Source organism: Streptomyces sp. NPDC051738 (genome assembly GCF_044453205.1).
In the GTDB taxonomy this organism is placed as follows: Bacteria; Actinomycetota; Actinomycetes; order Streptomycetales; family Streptomycetaceae; genus Streptomyces.
Genome location: NZ_JBITCM010000001.1, coordinates 712,665 through 725,009, shown reverse-complemented (window position 1 = coordinate 725,009; position 12,345 = coordinate 712,665). Strand labels below are relative to the sequence as shown.

General features: G+C 69.5%; 9 protein-coding genes. 6 read left to right on the top strand and 3 right to left on the bottom strand.

What is annotated here, in order from left to right; all coding sequences use genetic code 11:
* Positions 1–35: 35 nt before the first annotated feature.
* The gene (locus tag ACIA8X_RS03245) at positions 36–872 is read right to left on the bottom strand and encodes an intradiol ring-cleavage dioxygenase (RefSeq protein WP_399457688.1); all 837 of its coding nucleotides are present in this window, start codon (positions 870–872) and stop codon (positions 36–38) included.
* A gap of 179 nt (positions 873–1,051) precedes the next feature.
* Here ACIA8X_RS03245 and ACIA8X_RS03240 point away from each other — a divergent pair, with 179 nt between their 5' ends.
* The 3 genes from ACIA8X_RS03240 (at position 1,052) to ACIA8X_RS03230 (ending at position 4,737) form a co-directional block, all read left to right on the top strand.
* A complete protein-coding gene (locus tag ACIA8X_RS03240) occupies positions 1,052–1,525 on the top strand; it encodes an SseB family protein (RefSeq protein WP_093907574.1) in 474 nt (157 codons plus the stop codon).
* Between the two features lie 181 nt (positions 1,526–1,706).
* Positions 1,707–3,650 carry a YncE family protein gene (locus ACIA8X_RS03235; protein WP_399457687.1) on the top strand — a complete coding sequence of 648 codons (1,944 nt, stop codon included), beginning with the start codon at positions 1,707–1,709 and terminating at the stop codon, positions 3,648–3,650.
* A 115-nt stretch (positions 3,651–3,765) separates the two neighbouring features.
* Complete coding sequence (locus ACIA8X_RS03230; protein ID WP_393454119.1) at positions 3,766–4,737, top strand: pirin family protein; 972 nt, start codon at positions 3,766–3,768, stop codon at positions 4,735–4,737.
* A 79-nt stretch (positions 4,738–4,816) separates the two neighbouring features.
* On the opposite strand, the gene ACIA8X_RS03225 is transcribed toward ACIA8X_RS03230, so the two are convergent.
* Entirely contained in the window at positions 4,817–5,686 is an 870-nt protein-coding gene (locus ACIA8X_RS03225) for a Bro-N domain-containing protein (RefSeq protein ID WP_393454122.1), read from the bottom strand.
* 265 nt (positions 5,687–5,951) lie between these two features.
* Between ACIA8X_RS03225 and ACIA8X_RS03220 the strand changes: the two genes are divergently transcribed.
* Entirely contained in the window at positions 5,952–7,085 is a 1,134-nt protein-coding gene (locus ACIA8X_RS03220; RefSeq protein ID WP_399457686.1) for an AI-2E family transporter, read from the top strand.
* On the opposite strand, the gene ACIA8X_RS03215 is transcribed toward ACIA8X_RS03220, so the two are convergent.
* On the bottom strand, positions 6,980–9,208 hold the full coding sequence (locus ACIA8X_RS03215) for a SpoIIE family protein phosphatase (protein WP_399457685.1): 2,229 nt from the start codon (positions 9,206–9,208) through the stop codon (positions 6,980–6,982). The genes ACIA8X_RS03220 and ACIA8X_RS03215 overlap by 106 nt on opposite strands.
* Positions 9,209–9,409: 201 nt before the next feature.
* On the opposite strand from ACIA8X_RS03215, the gene aspS reads away from it, so the two are divergent.
* Together aspS and ACIA8X_RS03205 are read left to right on the top strand one after the other, a co-directional pair.
* On the top strand, positions 9,410–11,173 hold the full coding sequence (aspS, locus tag ACIA8X_RS03210) for an aspartate--tRNA ligase (RefSeq protein WP_399457684.1): 1,764 nt from the start codon (positions 9,410–9,412) through the stop codon (positions 11,171–11,173).
* A 131-nt stretch (positions 11,174–11,304) separates the two neighbouring features.
* Positions 11,305–12,291 carry an intradiol ring-cleavage dioxygenase gene (locus ACIA8X_RS03205; protein ID WP_399457683.1) on the top strand — a complete coding sequence of 329 codons (987 nt, stop codon included), beginning with the start codon at positions 11,305–11,307 and terminating at the stop codon, positions 12,289–12,291.
* Positions 12,292–12,345: the final 54 nt, after the last annotated feature.

Genomic DNA, 12,345 nt, shown 5'->3' with positions numbered 1-12,345 from the left:
ATAAGACGCAACCCCGATCCGGTCACTGTGACAGGTCACACCGGAACCGTCAGTGTCGCCGTGTATCCCTTCTCAACACTTCCCTCCAGCGTCGCCAGCTGCTGGTCGTGGCCGTCGCTGAAGATGTTGTCCGTCTCCAGCGAGAGCTGGCCGAGGTTCCGCACGCTCTGGCTGTAGCCGTCGGTGGCGTAGACCGTGTCGCAGACGTCCTTCGGCAGCGCGAGCTGGGAGGTGTTCGTGATGGAGGTCGCCGCCGTGGCGTCGTCCAGGCTGCCGTAGACCTCGAAGTGGATGTGCGGCCAGCGGTCCGTGTAGCAGGCCGGGAAGATGCTCTTGAAGGTGACCTGGCCCTTGTCATCGGTCTCCTGCACGCCGCGCAGGTAGTTCTCGTCGGTGACGCCCTCGGAGTACAGCGAGTAGTTGCCCTCCCGGTCGCAGTGCCAGAGGTAGACGGCGGCGCCCTCCTTCGGCGTCCCGCAGCCGGACGCGGCGTCGACGACGGTGAGGGTGACGGTCAGGGGCACGCCCTCGGCGGTGCCGCCCGCGGAGTCGCCGAAGCTCTTGGTGATGTCGCTGCGGACGACACCGCTCTCCTTCAGCACGTTCACGCCGTTCGAGCCGTCGCCCGGGTAGGGCCCGGCGGTCTCGTTCGGGATGGTCGCGCACTCGGCGGACGAGGAGGAGCCGCCGGAGGACGCGGAGGCGGAAGAGGACGACGACGCCGAGGTCTCTCCGTCCGCGCTGCAGCCCACCAGCGGGACCAGGCTCGCGCCCGCCATCAGCTGGATCATGCGGCGGCGGGCGAGGACGGGGAGGTCGTAGGAGAGCCCTCTGTCGTGCTCGTGGTCCTCGTCGTCGTGGTGTCGGTGCATGGCTGTCCCCTTGCCGGTGCGGCGCCCTTTTCGGGCACTTCTGTCGATAGGGCAGACGCTAGGAGCGGCGGCTGTGGGAAACCAGCGCATGGACTGTCGACGCGCTGTCAAGTCGCTGTCGGTTTGCCAGGGCCCCCGTACCGGCCCGTCTCCGCGCCGCTCTCGGTACTCTTGCGCGCATGTACGGCTACGACCAGAACGTCGGCGCTCAGCAGGGCTACGTCCCGCCGCAGCAGCCCATGTCCGGCGGCGTGGGCGGATACGGCCAGCAGCCACCGCTCTACCCCGAGCCGTCCCCGCCCTCGCTCGCTGACGCGGTGCGGGCCTTCACCACCGGGCAGATGTCCGCAGAGGACTTCCAGCAGGTCTTCGCGACGTCGAAGGTCTACTGCCCGCGCGGCGACAACCCCGGCTTCCTCGCCCTGCACAACACCCAGCAGCCGGTGATCCCGATGTTCACCTCGCTGAAGGAGCTTCGGCGGTACGCGGGCAAGGAGTCCAAGTACTTCGTCATCACCGGCTCCGAGGTGATCGACCTGCTGCCGACCGGGTACGGCTTCGTCCTCGACATGGAGGGCGAGCACCGCATGGTCTTCGACGCGAAGGCCGTGGAGCAGATGGTCGAGTTCGCGATGCGGCGGATGTACGGCTAGTCGGACCCCACAGGGCCGGGCCGGAATTTCCCTGCCCGGTTGTCACAGCCATGCCATAGAGTGCCCCTGGCAGCCGCGCCCCGCACGCCACCGCCTTCCCGCGGTCCGCGTCCGGGTGTCGCGCGGCGCTCTCATCTCCCGGCAACCCCGGGATTCCTTGTGGGGGTTCATCACTGTGCGCATGCGCAGCACCTCGGCCGCGACGGCGCTCGCGGTCCTCTTCAGTTCGGTCGCACTGAGCGTCGCCACGGCGGGCTCCGCCGCTGCCGCGCCGGCCGTCCTCACCCAGCCCGTCGGGCTGGTCGCGGACGGCGCGCTTCAGCGCGTCTTCGTGGCGGACCAGGACAACGGACGGATCCTGGCCACCGACTACAGCGGCACCCTGGTCGACGTGAACGTCGGCTTCGGCCGCCCCAGCGACCTCGCGCTCTCGGACGACGGTCTCACCCTGTACGCGGTCCTGCCGACGACCCACGAGATCGTGGCCGTCGACGCGGCCACGCTGGAGGTCAGGACCCGCTACGACCTCGGCGCCGGCGTCGACCCGCGTGAGGCCGCCTTCGCGGGCGGGCGGCTGTGGTTCTCGTACCGGACGACGGACGAGAGCGGCTTCTTCCACGGCAATCTCGGCGTCATCGACCCCGCCGCCACCGACGCGGCTGCCGCAGTGGCCCTCGGACAGCTCCCGGAATCTGTCGCCCCGTACTACAACGCGGCCGTCCTCGACGCGGACCCGTCCTCACCCGGTCTGCTCGCCTTCCACGACAGCGGCGACCGCGCGGGTGCGATCAACCTCCTCGACGTCTCCGGCGCCACCCCGCAGGTGATCGCCAAGACGGACAGCGATCGCTGGACCCTGGACATCGACCTGATGCCCGGCGCCTCCCAGGTGCTGTGGAACGGCTACCGGAAGCTGAACCACGCCGGCGGCGCCTTCACGGAGGTCGCGGGCCTCACGGAGACCGGCTGGCACGGCGACGTCTCGCCGGGCGGTCTGATCGCCCAGGCCTACGACCGCCACGTCAACATCTACAAGGCGGGCTCCGCCACGCCGGTGCGGCGCTTCGACGCCGGGACCTCCAGCATGGGCGAGGTGGCGTGGGCCCCCGACTCCTCCCGGGTGTTCGCCCTGGCCGGCAACTCGGACAACACGTACACCCTGAAGGCGTTCACGGGCCCGGCGCTCAGCGTGCCGACCCTCACGGTCAATGCGCCCGCGTCAGCGACCCGCGCCAAACAGCTCACGGTCACCGGCAAGGTCACGGCAAACGTGCCGTTCGCCGCGGGTACGCAGCTCGCCGTCACCCGCACTGACCTGGAGAGCCCCAGCGGCAAGGCCCTGCCCACCGTCACGGTCAAGGCGGACGGCACCTACTCCTTCACCGACACCCCGCCGGCCGGCGGCAAGGTGAAGTACGCGGTGAAGTACGCGGGCGACGCCGAGCACGCGGCGGCGAGCGCCTCCGACACCGTCGAGGTCTCCCGCAACTCGACCTCGCTCAGCCTGAACAACAACGGCAAGCTGTACAGCTACGGCACCGACGTCAAGTTCACCGCGCACCTGGGGACGACGTACAAGAACCGCTCGGTCGAGATCTGGGCCGACCCCTTCGGCGGCGACAAGCCCAACAAGCTGATCAAGAGCGGGACGGTCAACTCCGACGGCAACATCTCCGCCTGGGCCGACATGACCCGGGACACCGCCGTCACCGCGGTCTTCAAGGGCGACGCCCGCTACAAGCCCAAGACGGTGAAGGTCACGGCCTACGCCCGGGTCAAGGTCTCGACCGCCGTCTCCAAGCACTACAAGACGGCGAAGATCGGCACGAAGACCTACTACTGGTTCCACAAGAGCACCGACCCGCTGCTGACCACGACGATGACCTACTACCCGGGCCGCCAGCAGCGCTTCGACCTGCAGGTCTACTACCAGGGCACGTGGTACTCGGCGGACTCGCAGTACTTCCCGCTCGGCACGAACGGGAAGTCGGCCGTGACCCTCGAGGCGCCCGGCGAGTCGGGCATCAGGGCTCGGATGCGGTCCGTGTACGTCAACGGCTCGTCCGGCGACACGGTGAACTCGACGACGTACGGGGCCTGGAAGTACCTGTACTTCAGTAACTGACACCAGTCTGGTTCGGACGGAGAAACCCGGAGGGAATGCCCTCCGGGTTTTCTCTGTTCAAGGTGGCAGAAAGTTCAACACTCAACTAAACTGGACGCACCAAGGAGGTACCGACATGCCTGCAGTGACCGTCGAGAACCCGCTGACGCTGCCCCGCGTCGCCGCACCCACGGAGGCCGTGGCCCGTCCCGTGCTCGCCGTCACGACCGCGCCGAGCGGTTTCGAGGGCGAGGGCTTCCCGGTGCGCCGTGCGTTCGCCGGGATCAACTACAAGTACCTCGACCCGTTCATCATGATGGACCAGATGGGCGAGGTGGAGTACGCGCCGGGCGAGCCCAAGGGCACCCCCTGGCACCCGCACCGCGGCTTCGAGACCGTCACCTACATCATCGACGGCATCTTCGACCACCAGGACAGCCAGGGCGGCGGTGGCACCATCACCAATGGCGACACCCAGTGGATGACGGCCGGCTCGGGCCTCCTCCACATCGAGGCGCCGCCGGAGTCCCTCGTCATGTCCGGCGGTCTCTTCCACGGCCTGCAGCTGTGGGTGAACCTCCCGGCCAAGGACAAGATGATGGCGCCGCGCTACCAGGACATCCGCGGCGGCAACGTCCAGCTGCTCACCTCCCCCGACGGCGGCGCGCTGATGCGGGTCATCGCCGGTGAGCTGGACGGCCACCAGGGTCCCGGTGTCACCCACACCCCGATCACGATGATCCACGCGACCCTCGCGCCGGGTGCGGAGATCACGCTGCCCTGGCGGGAGGACTTCAACGGACTCGCGTACGTGCTCGCCGGGCGCGGTGCGGTGGGCGCCGAGCGGCGGCCGATTCACGTGGGCCAGACCGCGGTGTTCGGCGACGGAGGCTCGCTGACCGTCCGCGCGGACGAGCAGCAGGACTCGCACACACCGGATCTGGAGGTCGTCCTCCTCGGCGGACAGCCGATCCGCGAGCCGATGGCCCACTACGGCCCGTTCGTCATGAACACCCGTGAGGAACTGCAGCAGGCGTTCGAGGACTTCCAGAAGGGGCGGCTGGGGACGATCCCCGCCGTGCATGGAATGTCGGAGGGTGGCCTGTAGGGGGCCCGAGACGGGTACGGTACGACAAGGCCCGAAGCCGCAAGTTCGAGTTGCGACTTCGGGCCTTTTCGATGGCCGGTTACGGCAGCACGTAGAACGGAGCGCCGTTCGGAGCGCGGCCCACCTGGCGTACGCATTCCTGCTCGGACAGCAGCTCAAGGCTGTCGTGGACGCGGTCGGGCGACAGCCCGGTGCAGACGGAGATCTCCTCCACGCTGTAACCGGCGCCGCCGTGCAGCAGTGCCGGGGCCAGGTGGGCGGCCACCGCGTGGACATCGTCGGTGACGACGAGGTTCCTGGCCTTCCAGTTGGCCAGCAGCTGCTGGGGCGTCAACTCCGGGGCCTGGACGGGGCGGGCTCGGTCACTGGAGCGCCGGAGGGTCTGGGCGATGTCCTGGAGCGACTCGATGATCACGTCCTGCTTGTTGTCGATCCGCCGTAGCGCTTCGTCCGTCCGGCAGGCGCGCTCTTCGAGCCGGACGAGGGCGTCGGCGATCTGCTCCGGCACGGCGTATGCGGTGACGCCGGTGGGGGTGGGTTGTACGGGGGCCGGTTCCAGGGAGTAGGAGCCGTCGCGCTGGATGGTGGCGATAACTTCGGAGGCCCAGGCCTTGAAGGGCTGGGCCGTCGGCTTCGTGCAGCCGTTGACCAAGCGGATCAGGCCCTGGAGATCGACGACGTTCATGTCTCGTCGCCACTCCCGACCTGCGGGAACGCTGAGACCGTGCCCTCCAGTTACGGTCTCAAGAATCTCTCGGTGACCTTCGGGGACATGGTCCTGCAGACTCTTACGAGCGTTGCGGTACCCCAGCTCCGTGCAGACGTCGACGGCCGGGAACCAGTGCGTTCCGTCCGGCATCGTCAGTCTCCGTACGCGCGTGCCGGTGGCCGCGTACACGAAGTCGTTGATGTCGATTGCGTCTTTGCGCGTGTTGTTCTGCTCGTTCATCGAGCATCACCTCCGCGTCGGAAGGTAGACACGCGGAGGTGCAACTCGCGTCCATAGCACGGATGTTCACCCGAAAGTGGACAGACGTATCGATTCTGTCGCCCGCGTCAGCCTTTCACGTCCTCGACGACGCAACTCGTCGCCGTAGCGCTGCTCGTTGGTGGCGATGGACACCGGGACGCTGATGTGGACACCCGCTGACGTGCCGTCACCTGACCGGCTCACTGCGCAGGACACCCGCGCCGCCGCATGATCCGCTGGACACGTGCCGGCCTCCACCCCGCTGCTCCCCGACCCCGTCCGACGCCTCGCCGCCTGGTGTGTCGTCGTGCTGCTGGTCGCCGGGGTCGTCTACCTCGGGATCCGGCTGGTCGTGGAGTTCCGTACGGCCGTCGTGCCCGTGCTGCTGGCGTTGCTCGGCACGGCGTTGCTCGGGCCGTTGCACCGGCGGCTGGTGAAGGCCAAGGTCAACCGGTCCCTCGCCGCCGGGCTCACCTGCGTCGCCGTCGTGGCCGTCGTCGGCGGGGCCGTGTACATCGTCGTCGCCGCGATCGTCGAGACCGGCGACCAGATCGTCGCCTCGCTCAAGCAGGCGGGCCAGGATCTCGCCGACCACTTCGGGGCCGCCGGGACCTCGCTGGACGACCTCGCGTCCAACTCCAGGGAACTGCTCACCAAGTTCGGCGGGACGGCCGCCTCCGGTGTCATCAGCGGGGTGAGCGTCGTCGGCGAGACCATCGCCATCGCCGTGCTCGCGCTGCTGCTCGTCTTCTTCTTCCTGCGGGACTCCGACCGGGCCGCCGGTGCTCTGCGGGCCGTCGTGCCGGGGCAGAGCGGGGACGTCGTGGAGGCCATGGCCCGGCGTGCCTTCCGGGCGGTGGAGGGGTTCATGCGGGGGACCACCTTCATCGCCCTCATCGACGCCGTCTGCATCACCGTCGGGCTGCTCGTGCTCGATGTGCCGGGTGCGGTCGGGCTCGGTGCGCTGGTCTTCGTCGGGGCCTACATCCCCTATCTCGGCGCGTTCATCTCGGGAGCGGTCGCCGTGCTGGTCGCGCTCGCCGACCGGGGGTTCGTCATCGCGCTGTGGGTGCTGGCCATCGTGCTGGCCGTGCAGGTCCTGGAAGGGCATGTGCTGCAGCCCATGATCCAGAGCCGGACCGTGCAGATGCACCCGGCCGTCGTCATGGTGACGATCACCGCGGGGGCCTCCGTGGCCGGAGTCCTCGGCATGCTGCTCGCCGTACCGCTCACCGCCGCCGCCACCGGCGTCGTACACGAGCTGCGGGAGCTCTACGGTGGCTCGGAGCCCCCCGAGCCACCGGCGCCGTCCGCGTCCCCGGAACCGTTCCCGCCGCCGTCCCCGCCCCCAGCGCCGTCAGCGCCCGTGGACTCGTAGAGCTCGAACCACGTGCTCTTGCCCTCGCCCCGCGGGTCCACGCCCCACGCCTCGGCGAGCAGCTCGATCAGCACCAACCCCCGCCCGGACGACGCCAGTTCCCCGGGGCTGCGCCTATGCGGCAGGTCGTCGCTGGTGTCCGTGACCTCGACGCGCAGCCGGCGGTCCCCCGGCTCGCCCCGGACCTCGGCGAGGAGCAGGGCGTCCGCGTCGGTGTGGACGAGGACGTTGGTGAGCGTCTCGGACAGGAGCAGGACCGCCGAGTCGACCTGGTCCTCGGAGGCCCAGTCGTGCAGCAGCTCCCGCAGCTGCTGGCGGGCCACCGCGACCCGCACCGGCTCGGCCTGTGCGACCGACAGCATGGTGCGCCGGATCGTCGGCCGGGCGACGGGGGCGTCGCTGCAGCCCTCGCCCTGCCGGCGCAGCAGCAGGACCGCTATGTCGTCCTCGCGCCGGTCGGCGAGCGGGCCGGTGGTGTGGTGGGAGGACGGGCCGTGGACGGCCTGGACGAGGCCGTCGGCGAGGGCCTCCAGGTCGCCGTCGTGCTCTTCGAGGATGGTGCGGATGCGCTTCCAGCCGGTCTCCAGGTCGTGGCCGCCGGTCTCGATCAGGCCGTCGGTGCAGATCAGCATGGTCTCGCCGGGTTCCAGGGTGATCCTGGTCGTCGGGTAGTCGGCGTCCGGGTCGATGCCGAGCGGGAGACCGCCGGCCGTCGGGCGGGCGAGCACCGTGCCGTCGCTCATGCGGATCGCCGGGTCCGGGTGGCCGGCCCGGGCGATGTCCAGCAGGCCGGTCGTGGGGTCGACCTCGACGTACAGGCAGGTCGCGAAGCGCAGATCGGACGGGTCCTCGCCGGGGGAGCCGAACGTCATCCCGTGCAGGAAGCGCGAGGCGCGGGAGAGCACGGCGTCGGGGCGGTGGCCCTCGGAGGCGTAGGCGCGCAGGGCGATCCGGAGCTGGCCCATCAGGCCCGCCGCCCGCACGTCATGCCCCTGGACGTCGCCGATGACGAGGGCGAAGCGGCCTCCCCCGAACTCCGTTCGGGAGGTGCCCCCAGGCAGCGGGATCATGTCGTACCAGTCGCCGCCGACCTGGAGTCCGCCGCCGGTCGGGACATAGCGGGCGGCGATGCTCATGCCCGGTATCTCGGGGCCCAGCTGGGGCAGCATCGAGCGCTGGAGACCGTCCGTCAGCTCCCGTGCGGACTCGGCGGCCTCGGCGCGGGACAGGGCCTGGGCGAGCATGCGCGCCACCGTCGTCAGCACGGAGCGCTCGTCGGGCGTGAAGGCGACCGGATAGGTGAACGCCGCCATCCAGGCGCCCATCGTGCGGCCGGCCACGGTCAGCGGCAGGAACGCCCAGGACTGGCGGTTGAAGTGCGCGGCGAGCGGCCAGGTGACCGGGTAGCGCTCCTTGTACCGCTCGGGTGAGGAGAGATAGACGGCACGGCCGGTGCGGACGACCTCGGCGGCCGGGTAGTCCGTCTCCAGGGCCATGTGTGTGAACGGGCCCTCGTCCCCGGGCTCGTGACCGTGGTGGCCGATGATCGTCAGACGGTCGCCCGTGACGCCGAACACCGCGAGCCCGTCCGGGGAGAATCCCGGCATCGACAGCCCTGCCGCGACCCGCAGCACCTCCGCCGTCGAGCGCGCCTCGGCCAGCGCCCGGCCCGCGTCCAGCAGGAACGCCTCCCGCGAGCGCCGCCAGTCACCGGTGACCGCCGTACGCCCCGCCGAGGTCCCCGGCGTCGGCTCGGTGACCTCCTGGAGGGAGCCGGTGACCTCGTACGACCGCTTCTCGCGATCGAAGGAGGCGTGGAAGCGGCTGCGGCCCAGCCGGACGACCCGGCCCAGCTCGTCCATGATCCGCACCCGTACCTCGCCGAGCGTGCCCTCGGCGACGGCCAGCTGGATCACTCCGCTGATCTCGTTCCAGTCGACGGGATGCAGCCGGGCACGCACCTGGGCCTGGCTGAGCGTGGCCCGCTCGGCGGGCAGCCCGAGCAGCCGTGCCGCCTCCGCGTCGACCGTGACCAGTCCCGTGGCGGTGTTCCAGTGCCACAGTCCGGTCGCGAGGGCGGCGAGAACCTCCCCCACGGCGGGCAGGGGCTCACCAGTGCGCATTGCCCCACTCTAAGAAGAGGTGATCGCACACTGCCACCGAAGCTGTACGGGGCATCTGGTCGGAGGGGCCAGGGCAGGGCCCATGGGCTCGCACAAATGGTGGGGAGCCGATCTTGGGGTCCCCGGTAGGCTTGGGGGAGCTTTCACGGAAAGTTTCACGTGAAACAGGCCCCCCGATCCGCGAAGACTGGATGAACGACGATGCATCGGTACAGGTCCCACACCTGCGGCGAGCTCCGCTCCTCTGACGTCGGCACCGACGTCCGGCTGAGTGGCTGGCTGCACAATCGGCGCGACCTGGGCGGCATCCTCTTCATCGATCTGCGCGATCACTACGGCATCACGCAGCTCGTCGCCCGTCCCGGCACCCCCGCCTACGAGGCCCTCGACAAGCTGACCAAGGAGTCGACGGTCCGCGTCGACGGCAAGGTCGTCTCCCGCGGCGCCGAGAACATCAACTCCGAGCTGCCCACCGGCGAGATCGAGGTCGAGGTCGGCGAGGTCGAGCTGCTCGGCGCGGCCGCCCCGCTGCCGTTCACGATCAACACCGAGGACGGGGTCAACGAGGAGCGGCGCCTGGAGTACCGCTTCCTGGACCTGCGCCGCGAGCGCATGCACCGCAACATCCTGCTGCGTACGTCGGTCATCTCGGCGATCCGGCACAAGATGACGGCGCTGGGCTTCAACGAGATGGCGACGCCGATCCTGTCCGCGACCTCCCCCGAGGGCGCCCGCGACTTCGTCGTCCCGTCCCGGCTGAACCCGGGCAAGTTCTACGCCCTGCCGCAGGCCCCGCAGCAGTTCAAGCAGCTGCTGATGATCTCCGGCTTCGACCGCTACTTCCAGATCGCGCCCTGCTTCCGTGACGAGGACGCGCGCGCGGACCGCTCGCCCGGCGAGTTCTACCAGCTCGACGTCGAGATGAGCTTCGTCGAGCAGGAGGACGTCTTCCAGCCGATCGAGCAGCTCATGACGGAGCTCTTCGAGGAGTTCGGCGGCGGCCGCCACGTCACCTCGCCCTTCCCGCGGATCCCGTTCCGCGAGGCGATGCTGAAGTACGGCTCCGACAAGCCGGACCTGCGCGCCCAGCTGGAACTCGTCGACATCACCGACGTGTTCGAGGGCTCGGAGTTCAAGGCGTTCGCGGGCAAGCACGTGCGTGCGCTGGCCGTGCCGGACGTCTCCGCGCAGCCCCGCAAGTTCTTCGACCAGCTCGGTGACTTCGCGGTCTCGCAGGGCGCCAAGGGCCTGGCCTGGGTCCGCGTCGCCGAGGACGGCTCGCTGACCGGCCCGATCGCCAAGTTCCTCACCGAGGAGAACGTCGCCGAGCTGACCAAGCGCCTGTCGCTGGCCGCCGGTCACGCCGTGTTCTTCGGCGCGGGCGAGTTCGACGAGGTCTCGAAGATCATGGGCGCGGTGCGGGTCGAGGCCGCCAAGCGTGCCGGGCACTTCGAGGAGGGCGTCTTCCGGTTCTGCTGGATCGTCGACTTCCCGATGTACGAGAAGGACGAGGACACCGGCGCGATCGACTTCTCGCACAACCCGTTCTCCATGCCGCAGGGCGGTCTTGAGGCCCTGGAGACGCAGGACCCGCTGGACATCCTGGGCTGGCAGTACGACATCGTCTGCAACGGCGTCGAGCTGTCCTCCGGCGCGATCCGGAACCACGAGCCGGAGATCATGCTCAAGGCCTTCGAGATCGCCGGTTACGACCGCGAGACCGTCGAGGAGAAGTTCGCCGGCATGCTGCGCGCCTTCCGCTTCGGCGCCCCGCCGCACGGCGGCATCGCGCCCGGCGTCGACCGCATCGTCATGCTGCTCGCCGACGAGCCGAACATCCGCGAGACCATCGCCTTCCCGCTCAACGGCAACGCCCAGGACCTGATGATGGGCGCGCCGACGGAGCTGGAGGAGGCGCGGCTGAAGGAGCTGCACCTGTCGGTGCGCAAGCCGCAGCCGAAGTAAGCGGTACTTGAACGAAAGTGGCCCGGAACCTACGCCGGTTCCGGGCCACTTTCGTTTACCGCCCTCATGCAGGGCTCTCACCCAGCTCTTACCTAACCTCCTGACAGGCGCGGTCCCTAACTTCCCTGCACATGACGGGAAACCAGACGGCCGAAGGGCCGAAACACAAGCGGGACCTCACGCGTCGCAAGGTCGTCGTCGCCGGTGCGGGAGCCGCCGCCGCGGTGGGCGTGGGCGGTTCGCTCGCGGCCGGCGCGTTCGCGGGTGAGTCCGGAGCGAAGGGCGCGCAGCCGAACGCATCGGCGACCTCCACCGGTGCCGAGGCCTGCTACAAGCTCACCTCGGAGACCACCGAGGGCCCCTACTACATCGACGCCGACAAGCTCCGCCAGGACATCACCGAGGACAAGGAGGGCATCCCGCTCACCCTCCGCATCAAGGTGATCGACTCCGAGACCTGCAAGCCGGTCTCCAACGCGGCCGTGGACATCTGGCACTGCGACGCGCTGGGCCTGTATTCGGGCTACGAGAGCTTCTCGGGCGGCGGCGGAGGCGGCACCCCGCCCACGGACGCCCCCTCGGGCACCCCTACAGGCACCCCCACCGATGTGCCGTCCGGCACTCCGACCGGTGAGCCGCCGGCCGGTGGCGGTGGCGGCGGGCACGAGGAGCCCACCAGCGACACCCGCTACCTGCGCGGCACCTGGCGGACGGACCGCAAGGGCTTCGTCACCTTCAAGACCATCTTCCCGGGCTGGTACCAGGGCCGCTGCGTCCACATCCACACCAAGGTGCATGTGAGCGGCGAGTGGACGGACGCCGGGTACGAGGGCGGCACCACCTGCCACACCGGCCAGTTCTTCTTCGACGAGGAGTCGGTGCTGCTCTCCGCCGAGGTGGATCCGTACTCGATGACCACGACCGAGCGCACCACGCTCGACGAGGACACGATCTACGACCAGAGCGGGACGACCGGCGGGCTGCTGAAGCTCAAGTACAAGAAGAACGACATCGCCAAGGGTGTCCTCGCGACCATCACGGTCGGCGTCGACCCGGAGGCGACGAACACCGGTACGGACGACTCGGTCCAGCCGGGGGCGTCGGCTTCGGCGAGCTGACGAACCCACGGAGCTCGGGGCGGGTGTGTGCGGACACATCCGCCCCACGTTCAC

What these genes read in the sequence shown, in the direction of transcription:
- aspS (WP_399457684.1), top strand. Translation starts at nt 9,410, where the DNA reads ATGCATCGGTACAGGTCCCACACCTGCGGCGAGCTCCGCTCCTCTGAC.
- ACIA8X_RS03215 (WP_399457685.1), bottom strand. Translation starts at nt 9,208, where the DNA reads ATGCGCACTGGTGAGCCCCTGCCCGCCGTGGGGGAGGTTCTCGCCGCC.
- ACIA8X_RS03230 (WP_393454119.1), top strand. Translation starts at nt 3,766, where the DNA reads ATGCCTGCAGTGACCGTCGAGAACCCGCTGACGCTGCCCCGCGTCGCC.
- ACIA8X_RS03240 (WP_093907574.1), top strand. Translation starts at nt 1,052, where the DNA reads ATGTACGGCTACGACCAGAACGTCGGCGCTCAGCAGGGCTACGTCCCG.
- ACIA8X_RS03225 (WP_393454122.1), bottom strand. Translation starts at nt 5,686, where the DNA reads ATGAACGAGCAGAACAACACGCGCAAAGACGCAATCGACATCAACGAC.
- ACIA8X_RS03235 (WP_399457687.1), top strand. Translation starts at nt 1,707, where the DNA reads ATGCGCAGCACCTCGGCCGCGACGGCGCTCGCGGTCCTCTTCAGTTCG.
- ACIA8X_RS03205 (WP_399457683.1), top strand. Translation starts at nt 11,305, where the DNA reads ATGACGGGAAACCAGACGGCCGAAGGGCCGAAACACAAGCGGGACCTC.
- ACIA8X_RS03245 (WP_399457688.1), bottom strand. Translation starts at nt 872, where the DNA reads ATGCACCGACACCACGACGACGAGGACCACGAGCACGACAGAGGGCTC.